The sequence below is a fragment of the Mucilaginibacter hurinus genome (assembly GCF_003324525.1).
GTDB lineage: Bacteria > Bacteroidota > Bacteroidia > Sphingobacteriales > Sphingobacteriaceae > Mucilaginibacter > Mucilaginibacter hurinus.
Genome location: NZ_QGDC01000001.1, coordinates 699,852 through 716,430, shown reverse-complemented (window position 1 = coordinate 716,430; position 16,579 = coordinate 699,852). Strand labels below are relative to the sequence as shown.

General features: G+C 45.5%; 17 protein-coding genes and 1 pseudogene. 14 read left to right on the top strand and 4 right to left on the bottom strand.

Annotated elements, in window-relative coordinates:
* The 6 genes and pseudogenes from DJ568_RS17430 to DJ568_RS03200 form a co-directional block, all read left to right on the top strand.
* Positions 1 to 232 (top strand): annotated as a pseudogene (locus DJ568_RS17430) (hypothetical protein); the annotation flags it as partial.
* 232 nt (positions 233 to 464) lie between these two features.
* Complete coding sequence (locus DJ568_RS03225) at positions 465 to 1,520, top strand: hypothetical protein (RefSeq protein ID WP_114003778.1); 1,056 nt, start codon at positions 465 to 467, stop codon at positions 1,518 to 1,520.
* Positions 1,521 to 2,089: 569 nt separating this feature from the next.
* Positions 2,090 to 2,434, top strand: a complete 345-nt coding sequence (locus DJ568_RS17620; RefSeq protein ID WP_114003776.1) for a hypothetical protein — start codon at positions 2,090 to 2,092, stop codon at positions 2,432 to 2,434.
* Between the two features lie 18 nt (positions 2,435 to 2,452).
* Complete coding sequence (locus DJ568_RS17615) at positions 2,453 to 2,737, top strand: TFIIB-type zinc ribbon-containing protein (protein ID WP_114003775.1); 285 nt, start codon at positions 2,453 to 2,455, stop codon at positions 2,735 to 2,737.
* 71 nt (positions 2,738 to 2,808) lie between these two features.
* Positions 2,809 to 3,267 carry an MgtC/SapB family protein gene (locus tag DJ568_RS03205; protein ID WP_114003774.1) on the top strand — a complete coding sequence of 153 codons (459 nt, stop codon included), beginning with the start codon at positions 2,809 to 2,811 and terminating at the stop codon, positions 3,265 to 3,267.
* Between the two features lie 65 nt (positions 3,268 to 3,332).
* Positions 3,333 to 4,322, top strand: coding sequence for a hypothetical protein (locus DJ568_RS03200; RefSeq protein ID WP_114003773.1), 990 nt, complete (start codon positions 3,333 to 3,335; stop codon positions 4,320 to 4,322).
* Between the two features lie 38 nt (positions 4,323 to 4,360).
* On the opposite strand, the gene DJ568_RS03195 is transcribed toward DJ568_RS03200, so the two are convergent.
* A complete protein-coding gene (locus DJ568_RS03195) occupies positions 4,361 to 5,623 on the bottom strand; it encodes a type II toxin-antitoxin system HipA family toxin (RefSeq protein ID WP_114003772.1) in 1,263 nt (420 codons plus the stop codon).
* Between the two features lie 2 nt (positions 5,624 to 5,625).
* Positions 5,626 to 5,889 carry a helix-turn-helix transcriptional regulator gene (locus tag DJ568_RS03190; RefSeq protein WP_114003771.1) on the bottom strand — a complete coding sequence of 88 codons (264 nt, stop codon included), beginning with the start codon at positions 5,887 to 5,889 and terminating at the stop codon, positions 5,626 to 5,628.
* Positions 5,890 to 6,120: 231 nt separating this feature from the next.
* Here DJ568_RS03190 and DJ568_RS03185 point away from each other — a divergent pair, with 231 nt between their 5' ends.
* Together DJ568_RS03185 and DJ568_RS03180 are read left to right on the top strand one after the other, a co-directional pair.
* Positions 6,121 to 7,206, top strand: coding sequence for a hypothetical protein (locus DJ568_RS03185; protein ID WP_114003770.1), 1,086 nt, complete (start codon positions 6,121 to 6,123; stop codon positions 7,204 to 7,206).
* 8 nt (positions 7,207 to 7,214) lie between these two features.
* Positions 7,215 to 8,408 (top strand): hypothetical protein, encoded by a 1,194-nt coding sequence (locus DJ568_RS03180; protein WP_147238707.1) that lies wholly within the window; start codon positions 7,215 to 7,217, stop codon positions 8,406 to 8,408.
* A 55-nt stretch (positions 8,409 to 8,463) separates the two neighbouring features.
* Here the strand turns inward: DJ568_RS03180 and DJ568_RS03175 are convergent, their stop codons facing one another.
* Both DJ568_RS03175 and DJ568_RS03170 read right to left on the bottom strand, forming a co-directional pair.
* Positions 8,464 to 9,267: an SOS response-associated peptidase gene (locus DJ568_RS03175; protein ID WP_114003768.1), complete on the bottom strand. Its 804-nt coding sequence runs from the start codon at positions 9,265 to 9,267 to the stop codon at positions 8,464 to 8,466.
* Positions 9,268 to 9,269: 2 nt separating this feature from the next.
* A complete protein-coding gene (locus DJ568_RS03170) occupies positions 9,270 to 9,758 on the bottom strand; it encodes a hypothetical protein (RefSeq protein WP_114003767.1) in 489 nt (162 codons plus the stop codon).
* A 144-nt stretch (positions 9,759 to 9,902) separates the two neighbouring features.
* Between DJ568_RS03170 and dinB the strand changes: the two genes are divergently transcribed.
* The 6 genes from dinB (at position 9,903) to DJ568_RS03140 (ending at position 16,571) form a co-directional block, all read left to right on the top strand.
* The gene (gene dinB, locus DJ568_RS03165) at positions 9,903 to 11,060 is read left to right on the top strand and encodes a DNA polymerase IV (RefSeq protein ID WP_114003766.1); all 1,158 of its coding nucleotides are present in this window, start codon (positions 9,903 to 9,905) and stop codon (positions 11,058 to 11,060) included.
* Positions 11,061 to 11,065: 5 nt separating this feature from the next.
* Positions 11,066 to 14,008: a DNA polymerase III subunit alpha gene (locus tag DJ568_RS03160; RefSeq protein ID WP_114003765.1), complete on the top strand. Its 2,943-nt coding sequence runs from the start codon at positions 11,066 to 11,068 to the stop codon at positions 14,006 to 14,008.
* Between the two features lie 25 nt (positions 14,009 to 14,033).
* Complete coding sequence (locus DJ568_RS03155) at positions 14,034 to 14,264, top strand: hypothetical protein (protein WP_114003764.1); 231 nt, start codon at positions 14,034 to 14,036, stop codon at positions 14,262 to 14,264.
* Positions 14,265 to 14,413: 149 nt separating this feature from the next.
* Positions 14,414 to 15,322, top strand: coding sequence for a bestrophin family protein (locus DJ568_RS03150; protein ID WP_114003763.1), 909 nt, complete (start codon positions 14,414 to 14,416; stop codon positions 15,320 to 15,322).
* A gap of 6 nt (positions 15,323 to 15,328) precedes the next feature.
* On the top strand, positions 15,329 to 15,712 hold the full coding sequence (locus DJ568_RS03145) for a hypothetical protein (RefSeq protein WP_114003762.1): 384 nt from the start codon (positions 15,329 to 15,331) through the stop codon (positions 15,710 to 15,712).
* 106 nt (positions 15,713 to 15,818) lie between these two features.
* Complete coding sequence (locus DJ568_RS03140; RefSeq protein ID WP_158534861.1) at positions 15,819 to 16,571, top strand: phosphatase PAP2 family protein; 753 nt, start codon at positions 15,819 to 15,821, stop codon at positions 16,569 to 16,571.
* Positions 16,572 to 16,579 lie beyond the last annotated feature (8 nt).

Here is a 16,579-nt window from a genome sequence, read left to right as displayed (position 1 = left end):
CTGCTCCTACAGCATTAGCGGCTCGTTCCGGGTGGTCAGTTTGCCGCGGAATCAGGTGGTCAATTTACCGCGGAATCGGTGGTCAGTTTACCACGGAATCAGGTGGTCAATATCAGCGAATTCTCCAATAAAAGGTGCTAAATACAATCTAAATCATATCGACAAGCTGGCTGACCATTTTGGCTTGTCTCCAAAAGATTTCATGCCTGAAAAGGCTAATAAATACATTTAGTATTAGTGTGGTGTTGCAAATTTCTGTAATGTTATTTGCTTTTTTCGTGTAGGTAAGCCTTTCGGCAAGACGATTTGATTGCTGGTTGCAACGTCATCTTTGAAACGATAATCATATAATGTTTCTTCTTCCAAAATCGTGACCTCCAAATATTAGGTTTCAGGTATCAGTCTCTGACAATTATGATTACAAAATACGTTAATTTTATGATCAGAAATAACACCTTACCACTGTGGCTGAAACAACGCTCTTCGATAATTTTGAACGTACCGACACCAACCGGGACAATTTTCAGGTTCAGCATTATGCTTTTCTAAATACCTCTGCTGTACCCGAAGCCGAAAACGGAAGGCGAAAAGTCCTTTCCTGGGCCGAAGGTTTTACCCTTGATGCAGAATTCCTAAGACGATTCCGGTCCAAGATCAATAAACAACACAGTGCGGCATTATTGGAATTGTTTATTTTTAATTATTTCAAAAGCCACAAGTTTCCTATCCAAAATTTGGATCGTGCGGAGGTGCCTACACCTGATTTCAAAATTGAGGGTAAAACACGATCAATATATATAGAATGCACCCGTTCCAGTAATTCAGGTACTACTGATAGTATCGATACACTTCAATCTTTAATATTAGATTCCTTTAAAAATATTGATAAGCAACAGCACTTCATCAACATATCCTGGTTGGTTTGTTCGGATAGAACGCCTTCGCTCAAAAAAATTCGTCATTTTATTCGTGAGTTCATAAAGGACAAACAAAGGGGAACTGTATTAATAATAGATGATGCCGGATGGAAAATTCAAATTAGCCTTTTACCTGCATCGCCGGAAGTCAAACGAGGTATTGGTTTTATGGAGCATCCCGCACAGATCGTTACCCCACATCTCAATGTTTTAACTGCTTTGAATGACAAGCGCCCCGCACGATATAAACTGGATCAGCCTTACATCATCGCTTTGCTAAGCGAGGACATCCATCTTGATTATTTAGATATGGACTTAGCGCTCTTTGACGGTGCGCCATTTCAGGATAAATTACCGATCAAACGCGGCCGCGAAATGGCGTTTTTTATTGGAAAACAGCACCTTATTAATACCTCGGTTTCCGGTGTTCTTTTGGTACAACAGCTTTCACCATATAGCAGCCAACTGCCAAAAATGATGTTGTATCATCATCCGAATGCAAAATATCCACTTGATCCTGCAATGTTTAATATGCCTCAAAAATACTACGAACAGATAGATGAAGACAACTATAAAATTGTTGAGCTGAATACCGTTAACTAATTATTCTAAATAATAACTTGTCTGTTCTTTCCTTTAACATCACCCGAATATCTCTTAAGCAATAGTTAAGTGATGTTTGTAAATCGTCCCTATGATGAAACAAAGGAATAAATATTTTGTCATTAGAGAAATGAAGTTATCTATGAAACAAGTCATTGTAATGCTCATGTCAGCCATGTATATCATGCTGGCCGTAAGCGTTGGTATGTCTCGTGACGTGGATAGATCTTTGCGTGGAAAAGATGGCAAGATCGAGAACTGCAAACAATGCGAAAGGTTCGGCGCGATCAGGATCAGTGTCAGATCAATTGAAAAAGAGAACATAACGGATCTTTTCATTGCGGCACAATATAATTCGGTTACTCCGGCAAGAACGAACTTCAGTAAACCTGTCCGAGTTCTTTCATACACTTGTGGGATCGTTCACCATATCCCCATTTATCTTACGAACAGGTCGATCCTGATCTGACAAACATCCTCTTTATTAATTCTTTCGATCCGGCCATTTATGGTACCGGCTAACAGGCTTTTGTGGCCTTAATGTATTTATTTAACTAAATTTTCAAGTTATGTCTACGCAATTTTCAGCGTCGGAAGACAACGGTCATAATAAGGACAAGCATCCGCATACAGAGCATCATGCTCATTCGGAACATCATGACGAGGCCAAAGATGATAAACAAGAACATCATATTGAGCGGGAGCACCATGACGAACGGGAGCATCACGACCACCCGGAACATCACGACGGTCCTGGTGACGCTCAAGGTAATGAAATGCACGTCGAAAACGAGCATCATGATCACCTTGAACACCACGGGCATGCCGAGCATGACCGGGAAGAGGGTCAGAATGACGGGCAGGAACAGCATCCCGAAGGCGAGCATCATGATGAAAAAGAACACCATCCTTAAAAAACAAAGATCAAAGCAATGAAATGTCCAAATTGTAACGAGACGCTGGTCATGTCCGAGCGTCAGGGAGTTGAGATCGATTATTGTCCAAATTGCCGGGGTGTGTGGCTGGACAAAGGTGAGCTCGATAAGATCATCGAACGAACGGCTGATTATAACGGGCCGGCTGGGGATAATGTTCAGCCACAGCAGCCACAACAGGTATATGTCAATGAAGGCTATTCTGGTGAGCATCATGGCGGTCATCATGGCGGGCACCACGGCAGACGCCGGGGTTTTTTGGGCGATCTGTTTCACTTTTGACAAGACTATAGCGGGCCTGCACTGGTCAGGCCCGCTGATTTTTATAATGATAAAACTTAAATAGGCTACTGATGGAAACAATAACTGTTACCTACCTTTCTGAACTGATCATACTGGCGAAGATCGTGACCGCGTTTTTGCTGGGAGCGGTGATCGGATATGACCGTGAAAAACACGGTCAGGACGCTGGTGTCCGGACCTATGCTGCCGTTTGTATCGGCGCAACTATATTTACCGCTATCGCTGCCCATTTAGGGGACACTGCGGCAGCCTCCCGTATCGTAGCCAATATTGTAATGGGCGTGGGCTTCCTGGGGGCTGGTATTATCACCAGAAATGACAGCACCAAAAGTTCATTCGGTTTGACAACTGCTGCTACTACCTGGTGCACGGCAGCAGTAGGCGTAACGATCGGCCTTAACGAGTATATTGTCGCTATCGGTACAACGATCGTCTTGTATTTTCTGCTGTCCTTACATCATCAACCCTGGTATAAGAAATGGAAACAAGGTATCGCTGATCGTCAATAAGATCCCTTATATCCTTTATTGAAATGGCATTATAACGTTTATATTGTAATTAAGAATTAGGTAAAATGAAAAAGAAATTGGGACAGGACACAGATCAGTTCGCACCTTTGTTGGCGCAAATAGCAGCCTTGTTAGATGAAGCGGGAGATGTGCCGGATCCCGCGTTACTACTCTTTCAACGGAACGCCCGTGCTTCTTTATTTCAACTGGAAGCGCTGGCAAGGATATATAGTTCGACCGGCCCGAAGAAAAAACGTTTTGGCAAGCTGAAAAAGAAGTTCAAGCAATTGGAAGATCTTCTGGGTCAGATCGATTATTTTGACGCGCTTGGTAAGCAGTTCTCGGGGAACACGAATATTCCCGAAGATACACAGGCATATTTCAATGTTAATAAGGAGAAATGTGCACGTAAGCTCAATAAGTTGCTTAGGAATAATGGTTGGCTTGACGGCTCACAGATCGAAAAGATCAATGACCGTCTTGATAAAGTCATTTGGAAATCTAAGGCGGAGCAGCATGCACGATTGCTCAGTTTTTACAGAACGGAGATCCAGCGAATAAAAGAGTTCGCTGCCGGAGAGAAAGTGTCTTTTAGCGACATAGAATCAGGCATTCATGAGTTTCGGAGGAAGTTGCGGTGGCTAAGCATCTATGCCCAAGCCTTATACGGATGTACAAAGCTGGTGGCTATTGAACAGGAAAAAAAGCTTTTAAAAAGCTACATTACAGATGATGTCGCCAATTCTCCATATAATAAATTGCCGGTGGCAGAAAGTGAACGATTCCATCCCCTGGCACTTTCCAAATATAATTTCTACGCACTTAGCTGGATGATCGAGAGATTGGGGATACTTAAAGACGAGGGACTGGCGGTGCTGGCCTTATCGAAAGCGATCAAAAAAACGGAAAAGATAAAGGACGATGCGGAGGTTATCCTCCGGGCAGATCAGTATCTCGGGGGTCAGGCAGTTTCTATAGAAAAAGTTCTTGACGAGGCGAATAAGATCAAGGATCAGTTTTTTAAAGACGCTGTATTGGATAAGCTCGTAGTTTGATATCGTTGTTATTGAATGGGCTGTCACACGCAGGTTTTCTATTGAAATAAGTTGAACGTACGTACGATAGCTGTACGTACACGCTCGGGTATATCAAAGGATAGCGCCGTTTTCTCCCAGTAGGCACTGCAGGCCACGACCTCGTTGATCACACCCTTGGCATTTTTGATGGTGTAAAGATCTGCCATTTTTAACAGATCATTCAGATCGATCTCTGTTCGTTTACCGAGTACCGATAACGCTCGTGATGAACGGGTATAGGTAATGAGCGGATTTAATGAATAGGTGATATCGTAGGCAGGTGCCAGGCCCCAATCGCCGTTGAGCTGATCAAAGCGAAAACTGTGGTTTTTTAAATGGTCATCATTATTACTGAACACGATATTGAATACCATACGGCGATAAAGGGCTTCTATATCTCGATGAGGCAACTTCAGGTGCAGGCAAAGGTCGAAAAGGTTCTCATAACTGGATACCTTAGGGTCTTTAAAGTCCCAGCCTGTCATCCCACAGGCCGTCAACACATGCACTTTTTGTCCATCGAGGCGGTCGTATCGCAAGGTCGCGAAATGCCGGTCGTCCACCAGTTTGCTGTCCATCATTTCGATGCCGGCCGCTTTAGCGGTCAGGTAATAAACGTACTCTAATACTTCACGGCTGTAGCCGATCCCTTCCTCCAGGCCAAGCTTGATCAGATAATGATCATAGTCTGCCGAATGCGCCAGATCGCCGGCAATGATCTTTCCGGATTCCCTGTTCTGCGACACTAAGATCTTGGGTCTTGCGCCGCCTGCGGAGGTGCCGATCTTAAAAATATTTATTAGTGACTCGTGGTCAAGCGCTTCACCACCGGCACCGTTCTTATTATCCAATACCAGCTGGACGATGTCCGCCATCTCGCCAATATCGATCGTAGTGTTTTTGGGTAATGCCTTATTGGGTTCGTATTCCAGCGCACCCATGCCCCGGTCTCCGACGTAAGCCAGTTGCTCTAAGGGGGATAATTGCTCAAAACTACGATGATTGCTTTCCAGCCACGTCTTGAACACGAGGTTACCAAAAAGGTCCGGAAGAGAGTCTGCAATGCATGGGGGCAAACTGCGAAACGTTTCACCGGCATATTGCTTGAATACCTGAACTTCCTTATGTTTCCGCATGATCACGGGGAACAGGTCCAGATAGCCCTCTTGCAAAAAATCAGGGGCGTATTGGAAAAATGAGGTGTTCCGGTCCTCGTCATAGCCCAGGGTACCGACCTCCCGCTGAAAACAGATCACCTTGATCAATTGGTTTTTTGCCATAATCAGTAGATAGAGTCATAATCCTGCTGACCTGTTTCCCGGTCAACCAAATCCGCGAAACTTTGCAACAGATCGAAATATTGAAGAACTTTGAACAGCGTATCCAGGGTCGCGTTCTTGCCGGCCTCCAGGTTCTTGATCGTAATGCGGGAAAGATTTAGTCTCATAGCCAGTTGCTCCTGTGACAATTTCTCTCTTTTCCGCAACACCTTGACCATTTCCGCTGTCTTTAGTTTGGTTTCCTTGATTGATACACCGATCAGCATAATGATTATTATATTATTCAAATATAGCGTTTTTTGGTAAAAATGAATAATATAATATTCAAAATCGACTTAATTAACGACACGACATCGATCATTAGCGCGACTATAAGGAAATATAGCAGTATTAACATGATAATGAGCATCAGCCCTACGTCAATCATCTCGAAGATAACTGGCTTGAATTAATGGAAACGGATCTTATTCCTCATCAATCATTCACTATCTTAGGGGATGGCAAATGATTTTCTTAATCTTTTCATCAGGAACTTTAATAAGCTTGATCCTAAGGACCGGTTAGATTATCACCGTGAGCATCCCGATATGACCTTTGTTGCCTACAAAAAGCAAAAGTTGTCAGAGATCACCGAGGCTGTCCTGCCTTTAAAGAAAATATACTTAGACACCAAGTTCTGGATAGAGATCAGGGATGCCCTTCATGGCATTGGCCAACCAAAACCGCTGGTCAAAGAGATCTTCTTTAGTTTAAAGAAAAAGGTGGCCGAACAAAAGGTCATTTGTCCTTTTTCTACCGCGCTGTTCGACGAACTGTTAAAACAGGGTGATAGGGTGAAAAGAAAGAACACCGCTCAGGTCGCTGATATTTTAACAGGCAATTATATGCTAAGTCCGCTATATTATTTGATCGGCTGTGAGACCTACAATTTTATCGCAATGGCTTCCGGTAGAGGTGCGAGACAAACAGATTATACCTGGACCAAAGCTTTAAGTGCGCTGGGCGATATCAGCTTTAACATCGCACGTAAAGACTATCCTGAAGCTGACAAGCTGGTGTTACAAAAGTCCTTTCTTGACTTTTATTATCAGCATACTTTTCAGGAGGTGACCGCTTTTAACGACGATTTTCAGGAAAGTTCAGGTTCGGCGGTCTGGCACGCCGGTATGCTGAATACTTATAAAGAAGCCTATTCGACCAACATGAGTTTAGAAGCGCTGCAACGGAAAGAATTATTCAGCACATTCAGCCATGCGGCAAATAGCATGAACCTTTCCTTGCATAATGTGGATCTGGAGTTACAGATCGCGCGTATGGGTCTGGAGCAGATCAGAACTGCAGCTCCGTTTTCCTTTTGCTATACCGGGATTTATGCTGCGCTCAGCCGCGACAAGAGCAGGCTAAATAAGCCAAATGATTATTACGATATTTCGCATGCCAGTTTAGCGGTCGGAGGGTGTGACTATTTTTTCGTCGAAAAAAGCTTTTCAACGATGTTGAAAGGCTTAAAATTTGACCAGAGATTTAAGGTAAAGATCGCCTCGGATCATGCAGAGATACTGGCACTGGTGAATGATATCTAATAAACCATATGGAGGAAACGCGTTCAAAACAACTTAATGTGCTCCGGCATGGGCGGATCATTTATTTAAAAAAAATGAAAGCCCTGGCCAATAAGTTATTGAAGGAAAATAAGTCCGCTTCCGGCTTGAGGTCGGCGTGGGAATCGCAAGTCATTGCTAACAATATCAAGCAACTGACTGCGAAGATCAATCAATTGAACAAAGAACAACACCCCCAGAAAGTAGAAGAATACATCGAGCAAAGACTTTCCTCGCTGACCCCTGCTCAGGGACAGAATGGGTTCGAATATTTGGCCCGGTTGAGTGTTCTGAATTTCAAAGAAGAGGGCTTGCAATATGAATTAGCGCGGTTTTCCGTTAACTATTCCCAGATCAATGATCTCTACTGGATAAATGACGGAATGGTCGGTGACCATTTGGAGATCGCTTTAGGGAAAAGATCTCCCGAGACCCTGGAAGTACACTGTGAAGAGAAATTAGAATTCGTCACGGAAAAAGTATGGCCTTTCATCTTAACTCACCCGGTCTATGCCTCAGCTGCGCCAATGCTGGAAGAGATCACAAAAAACTTTGCGCAAAATTCCTACCTGACCACCAATATCCTTATGCCGATCCTAATTGAAAATATTATCAGAAGCCTGGGAGCCTGGGTTTGGCTGCAACAAAATCCGGCGATAGGCTGGGATGCTGCTAAGTCCCACATAGCCAAATTTCAGTCCCTGGAAAGATTGATCACGGTTGCCGATTGGAAAGAAGATATTCCCTTGGATTTTTACACCGCAGCTTTGGAAAGTAAATATATCCCTGACGAAAAACTAACTTGGGCGGCGCAGATCTTAGAGGACTGGGATGCTGCCAAAATAAAGGTACGGGAGATCTCGGGTCAGTTATTAGCGACCCTTGAGGATAAGGATACGTCGGACGAAACTAAAAAGCAAAAAGCGTTGGCCCTGACCGAAGAGGTTCAAAAGCTGATCGCGCCGTTCGACGGGTTAGATAAAGCACCGGTCATGGTTTCCCTTAAAGTGAAGTTACAATTCCTGATCAGGCGATTTAAAGATGACCGAAATTCACTTTTACACGGTCATTTTGCTGATCTGGATAAAAAATGGAAATGCTATGTGAACTTTTCAGCACTGACCAGCATTTATAAGTTGATCATAGAATTAGAATCATTGTACAGAAAGAATAAGGTTTCGTGAAGGATCCGAGCGAAACGTCACGTGGCCTCCTTGCGCCGACCTTGACGTTGATCCTTTAGAAAAGACTGGCTTGTTCTGGTGGTGGCTCTTCCTGACCGTAGACCGGCAATTTTTTCCCCCAATCGTAATAAGCATCTGCGATAATACCTTCCGGTTTGGGTTTGCGGCTCCGGATAGAATAAACAGCACGATGCGCGATAGCCTCGGACGGCATTTCGAAATGAAAAAATTCATCCATATCGTCATCGCTCAGGTCATCTAATACCCAGGCCTGTTCCATTTCAGGTGTTAGAAACAGCGGCATACGGTGCTTATTATCTCCTGAATTATGGATCCATTGCATCTTATCGTTCGCATGCCGGGTGATCATGGTGAATGTTGCGGTATTGTACAGGTCGCCGGTATATTGATCAACTTCCTGGCTGACCTGGTACAATGCGGGAACATAAAATTGCTTGCGCCCCTCTAAACTGATATGATAGGGGATCTTGTTCTTGAAGCCTTTGACCTCGCGGTGTTCGTAAATACCTGTGGTGGGGATCAGACACCGGTTATGCCTTATCCGGTACCAATAGGATTTTTTATCATCGATAATCCTTTCTGAACGGGCATTGACCATATTTGAACGCTGCGACTGGCGTTCCCGCGGGTCTTCGATCCAGGTATTGATGACCCCCCAGCCCATATTTGCTAAAGCCAATGCCTTTCGGTTAACGACAATAGGGTAAGTCGGCAATACCTCGCAGGTCACGTGAACCATGTCCGTGGGATAATGTGACGGATCGGGGGCTAATTGAATACCCTTGAAATCCTGGGTCACGATCTGTATTTCGGAATGAAAGCTAATATCTCTGCACATCGCTATTTGATCATGTCATAAAACAAGGCGGTATGGCTTTGTTCACCTGAAGTGATCTCTGCTTTCAAACGCCCATGCTTCACAAATATACGCACATCGTAACGATCTTCTTTTTTCATGCGGATATAATGAATATACGCAGAAACGCTTTTGACATAGGCTTTCTGTAATCGTTTTTCGTGCCGCGCATCTATGGTGCCATTAAAGAACAGCGTAACACCAGATCCTGTTTTCAGGAGTTTGGCGATGGTTTGATATTGACCGAGGTCCAGCAAATTTTGTCCTTTACCCTCATTCGGGCGAAGTTCTTTTTCGTGATAAGATGCTTCTTGCTCACTGGCATAGGCTGACATTAAAAAAGTTTTTTGCAGGTCCTGCCCCGGCCATTGAAAACGCTGGATAATGACGTAAGGCTTGCCGCTGCCCATCAGTTTTTTCAGGGTGTCCTCCCGTACGCGCAGGAACGGGTTATAAAACAAACTATCAGTCATTTAGCCGGTCATCAAAATTTATTTTCAAATATAAACAAAATGCTAATATTTTTAGTATTAGTTTTGTTGTCCGTTTTCTAAACGGACAAGATCAAAGCATGATGTAATTCAAAACTGATCGCAAAATAATCAATCACGGGAACAATGAGCACAGACCGCCAGATCATCCACATGGACCAGGACGCCTTTTTCGTGTCTGTAGAGGTCCGCAAAAATCCGCAGCTGGCGGGTAAGCCGGTGATCATCGGCAGCTTGTCCGACCGTGGCGTGGTCGCCTCCTGCAGTTATGAGGCCAGAAAATTCGGTATTCACTCGGCCATGCCGGCAAGGATGGCCCGAATGCTTTGTCCGCATGGCATCTGGATACGGGGTAATATGGATGAATATTCCAAAGCATCCCACGAGATCACCGCCATCTTAAAGGAAAATGTTCCCTTGATCGAAAAAGCGAGCATCGATGAACATTATATCGATATGACCGGGATGGATAAGCACTTCGGTACGCTTCGTTATGCCAAGGAATTGCGGACAAAGGTCATGCGTGAAACTGCGCTGCCGATCTCGTTCGGGCTTTCCGTGAATAAGACGGTATCAAAGATGGCGACCAATGAATGTAAGCCCAACGGTGAACTGAATATTGAGAAAGCGGTCGTGCAACCGTTTTTGGATCCCTTGTCCATCCGCAAGATCCCTGGCCTGGGCGAAAAGACCTTTATCAAACTGAGCGATATGGGCATTAAGCGTATCTATGAACTTTCACAGGTACACCCGGAATATATGAACAGTATATTGGGAAAGAACGGTATTTGGCTGTTGCAGAAAGCGAAAGGTATCGACGATTCACCGATCATTCCTTACCAGGAACAAAAGTCTGTCGGCACTCAAACCACTTTTGAAAAGGATAGTATCGATCTGGTTTCGATCAATTATTTATTGACAGCTATGGTCATGGAGTTGGCTTTTGACCTGCGTCAGAAGAAAAAGCAAACGGCTTGTGTAACCCTGACCATTCGCTATTCTACGCGGGAGGAGATCACTAAACAAGCAACCATTCCTTACACATCTTTGGACGGCCCGCTCATCATAAAAGTTAAGGAGTTATTCAAACAGGCTTACCAAAAAAGGTTGCTGATCCGCTTAGTCGGTGTCCGTTTATCCAATCTGGTTAACGGATTTGAACAGATCGACCTTTACGCCGCATCAGAAGAGCAATATAGTCTTTGTCAGGCTATGGATAAGATCCGCCGTCGTTTCGGGCCGGATTCCATCAAACTGGCATCAGGGATAGATCTTAATTTGTAAGCGCCATGTACCTTAATGTGCATTCCCAATATAGCCTGCGCTACGGCACCATGTCGATACCGGCCTTGGTCGAGGAAGCTATTGCCTGTGGTGTGACACAAATGGTGCTGACCGATATCAACAATTCGACGGGCATTATGGAGTTCATGCGGGAATGTGATGAGAAGGGCATCAAACCCATAGCCGGGTTGGAGTTTCGCAAGGACAAAAGATTGCTTTATATGGGTATTGCCCGCGACCGCGAAGGCATGAAGGAACTGAACGATTTTCTGACCGAACATAACCTGGAGCAAAAGCCCTTACCGGATGTTGCACCGGCGTTCGCTAACGCATACATCGTTTACCCTTATGGCTATTCAGGGCAGCTTAAGGCCAATGAATTTCTCGGTATCCGCTTCGATCAGCTGAACAAGTTGTTTAATGCTGAACTCGGCGAGCTTAAAGATAAGCTATTAGCTTTGCAGCCCGTATTCGTGGCGGATAAGATCGATTATCGCCTGCATGAGTATTTGCGGGGTATCGATCTGAACGTGGTGCTGACAGAAGTAAAGACTGAAGACAAATGCGGGAGGACCGATATGTTCCTGCCGCCCGGACAACTGGAGGCGAAGTTCGCGCGATACGCTTTTATCCTGGACAACACACGCAACCTGATGAATCGTTGTGTGATGGATTATCCGAAAGGACGGATAAACCTGAACCGGCGGACCTTTACCGGTAATAAAAAAAATGACCGGGAATTGCTGGAAAAACTGGCGCTGAGCGGTATGGAATATCGTTATGGCAGGTCCGATAAGGAAGCATTGCGCAAGGTAAAGCACGAATTGAAGGTAATTTCGGAACTGGATTTTTGTGCGTACTTTCTGATCACCTGGGATATCATCCGCTATTCAAGTTCGCAGGGTTATTATCACGTAGGCCGGGGTTCCGGCGCGAACAGCATCGTAGCCTATTGCCTGAAGATCACCGAGGTAGATCCTATAGAGCTGAACCTGTATTTTGAACGGTTTCTCAACGCGCAGCGGACATCACCACCGGATTTTGATATCGATTATTCCTGGGATGAGCGCGAAGATGTACAGGATTATATTTTCAAGCGTTACGGCAGTCAGCATACCGCTTTATTGGGCACCATGTCTACGTTCAAGGACCGGAGTATCATTCGCGAGATCGGTAAGGTGATGGGTTTACCTAAATCCGAGATCGACGGTTTTACCGACCCTACGCGATCTCGATTCAACCGCGAAAATGAGGCATTCCGCAAGATCACGGCGATCTATGAGCGGATGGCTAATATGCCCAATCAGCGCTCCATACATGCAGGTGGCGTCTTGATCACAGAAGACCCTATCACCTACTATACAGCGCTTGACCTGCCGCCGAAGGGTATGGCGACGGTACAATGGGATATGTATGAGGCGGAAAAGATCGGCTTTGATAAGTACGATATTTTGAGCCAGCGCGGGATCGGGCATATTAAAATGGCCGTCCGGTTGGTCGAAGAGAACCAACAAAGGAAGATCGACATTCATCAGGTCAAGGCGTTTATGAAAGACCCCGGCGTAAACGCGAACCTGAAGCTCGGTAATACGAAAGGCTGCTTCTATATAGAATCCCCCGCTATGATCCAGTTGAACCGGAAACTGGCCTGCGATAGTTACCTGGTGCTGGTCGCCGCCAGTTCCATTATCCGCCCCGGCGTCGCCAGTTCCGGAATGATGGGCGAATATATCAAGAACCATCATGCGCCCGACAAGGTCAAGTATCTGCACCCCGTGATGGAAGAACAATTGAAGGAAACTTACGGTGTCATGGTTTACCAGGAGGATGTGATCAAGGTTTGTATACATTTTGCCGGGATGGATGGTACGGATGCTGATATTCTCCGTCGTGGGATGAGCGGAAAGTATCGTTCAAAGAGAGAGTTCGAACGATTGGTCGAACGTTTCCATGAACTGGCACTGGAATTGGGACGACCCGAAGCCGTCATCAGGGAGGTCTGGCGGCAGGTATCTTCTTTTGCCGGGTACAGTTTTTCGAAAGCGCACTCGGCCAGTTTTGCCGTCGAAAGCTATCAAAGCCTTTACCTGAAGACCTATTATCCCCGCGAGTTCATGGTCGCTGTATTGAACAACTATGGTGGTTTTTACGACCGGGCCTTGTACGTACAGGAACTGCAGCGCTCGGGCGGTATCGTTCATCTGCCTTGCATCAATAACAGCGATAGCCTGGTTAACATTCATGGCGTGGATGTGCATTTGGGTTTTGTCGGTGTTCACGGGCTGAACGAGAACTTTATTGAGCTGATCCCGGAAGAGCGACGGCTGAATGGGGCATACCAAAGCCTCGAAGACCTGATCAGGCGCACGGGGATCGGCCTGGAACAGGCGATCATCCTGATACGGGTAGGTGCACTGAGATTTACCGGGAAGAGCAAAAAGGAATTGCTTTGGGCAGTTCACCTCCTCCTGGGTGCGAAAGCCAAGCCATCCTCTTCCGCCGAACTATTTGCGGTGGAGGCCAAAAATTATTCCCTGCCATTACTGGTCAATACAGCTTTGGAGAATGCTTACCATGAACTGGAATTGCTGGGCTTCCCCTTAAGTATGACCATGTTCGATCTCTTACAGACGGACTACCGGGGCGACATTTATGCCAATGACCTGATCAACCACGTCGGACAGATCGTGCGCATGGTCGGCCAATATGTCTGCGAGAAAACGGTACATACCAAAAACGACCAGAAGATGTGGTTCGGTAATTTTCTGGATGCGGACGGTAATACTTTCGACACCGTTCATTTTCCCAATAATACACCTGTTTATCCGTTCCGAGGCAAGGGTTGCTACCTGATCATGGGCAAGGTGGTGGCTGAATTCGGCTTTGCCAGTGTGGAAGTACTCAAGTTCGCTAAACTGCCCATCTTGCCTAACCCGGTAATTTGCTGATCAAATAACTTTAAAAGAAACCATTATGGACAGACTCAATCTTACCTGTTTATTATCAGGGGTGTCAACAAAACTGCAATTAGACCATAAAAAAATGCCGGGTGAGGCTGGTCCGTGTTTTATGGTCACCGAGAATGGTTCCTTTAAAGGTTATATTTCCAAAGGGCCCGACGGAAAATACCGCTCTCTGGGAACCTCTTATTTTACAACCGAGGAATTAGGTACCATCACTGACCATATCATCAAAAAAAAATGAGCTGATCGTTATTTTTCTCAGTGTTGTTACCTGCATCACAAGCTTAAAAGTGCTTTGAAAAATTAAAAAGGGACATGCCCAGGTGGAGTCGTTCAGAACGTCCTTATACAGCAAGACCCATGTTTTCGGCTTGAAAAAGTAATGATAAAATGAATAACTTTATCGATATGCTTTTGAACAAGAAGATCTCCGTTCTGTACTTCCTCAATCTGATCAAATTCGATCTGATAGCCATTGCCTTATACGCTATTCTGGCGGGGACGTTCGATCACTACTGGATATTTAGATCCATTACTATACCCTTGGCCGTCTCGGCTTTCGTGGGAACGTTATTGTCGTTGTTGCTGGCTTTCCGGACATCCCAGTCTTACGAACGCTGGTGGGAAGCAAGGATGGTCTGGGGAGCCATCGTGAATGACAGCCGGACACTGATCAGACAGGCACAGCAGTTTTTTCCAAAGAACGAAGCAGGTAAAACATATGTTTTGGAATTTACCGAACAACAGATCATCTGGTGCTACGCCCTGGCGCAAAACCTGCGTAAAGTACCATTTTCAGGCATTGTTGAAGAATATGTAAATAAGCATAACGTTAAGACGGGTAATCTTCCCAATTTTTTACTCAGTAAGCATACCGACCTGCTGGCTGCAGGTGCCGAGGAATTTCATTTGGATGCGAACAAACAGGTACAGATGGATGGAACGATCGCCCGCTTGTGTGATGCCATGGGGAAATGCGAAAGGATCAAAAATACCGTCTTCCCGCGTTCCTACAGCGTTTTATTGCACTTTTTCATTTATGTCATCATGACCATATTACCTTTCGGCCTGGAAGACAATGCCAAGATCGTCGAAATATCGTTAACTTTCCTGGTGCCGGCATTGTTCGTCAGTATCGAGCGTACAGCGATCCTGATGCAAGACCCGTTCGAGAATAAACCCACAGATACGCCGATGACAACGCTGAGCAGGACCATCGAAAGCAATTTGCGGGAAATGACAACGGATATTGTTAAATTGCCCGTTCCGGAACAGCCGGGCACTTATTATATCATGTAATCTAATATGAGGCCAGTATTTGCATTGATCGCTCTTTTCCTTTACCTGCTGTCGGCAGGCGGGGATCTCGGTTGTGCATTTGGCAGGGGCGCGGCGATCGTCCGCTCCATCATCATAAACGCGCCTTCCGGTGACCATGATACGGGATCGCATTGCGTAGAACGGGAACATGAAGTGGCTGCCTGTGACAGGCAAACACTTATTGAAAATCTGGATGTGAGTTCATTTGGCGGGGTACAGTTGTTCAGCTTCGTCCAATATCCATTTATTACGCGGTTAGATCTGCCATGCCTCCCTGGAAACTGGCAACTTTTACACGCTGCTAAACGCTTCGTGGAGCTGCCGGTACTTGAAAAAGCTTATCTACAATTGAGGGTATTTAGGATCTGAAAAAGGAATACCGAACGCTGTCATATTCCTTTTTTACTTAATTCTAAATGACCTTTACATGAATTTTATAATGCTTAGGACGTGTTGCGTCCTCTTTGTTGCTGTTATGACCGCGCATGCCAGCGCCCAGACACGTTTGGATCCGGTCCGAACAGATAGTGCCCAAAGCATTACCGCTATTCCCGATAGCGTAAAGTCGCTTAAAAGTAACTTCAGAGCGTTTATTGCCCCTGCAGCGCTTATTACTTACGGTGCCTTGTCTTTTGTTGTACCGCCGATCCGTCAGGTGGATCATCGTATCCATAATGAAATGACCCAGCATTATGCAGGGTTTAGAAGCACGATCGACAATTATCTACAGTTCGCCCCGACCGCCAGTGTCTATATGCTCAATTTAGCCGGCGTCCGCGGCAAAAACTCCCTGGTCGACCAAACCATACTGATTGTACTTTCAGAAGCGATCTTCTATGGAACGACCGCGTTTCTGAAATCTGCGACGGGACGGATAAGGCCGGATGACTCTAACAGATTATCCTGGCCATCAGGCCATGCCGGGAACGCTTTCACCTCCGCGGAATTTATGGCGCAGGAATATTCAGGACGCTCTGTCTGGTATGGCGTCGTAGCTTATTCTTTTGCTACGACGACCGCGGTTCTCCGAATTTACAATGACAAACATTGGTTCAGTGATATTATCGCAGGTGCAGGTTTTGGGATCATTGCCACCAAGACCGCCTATTACATTTACCCGGCGATCCGCAAAAAGATCTTCAGGATCGACAGCGATAAGCGCAATGCACTGTTGTTGCCGACCTATCGTAACGGCGCGCTGGGATTGCTTTTCACCGCCAGATTCTAACGTGATCA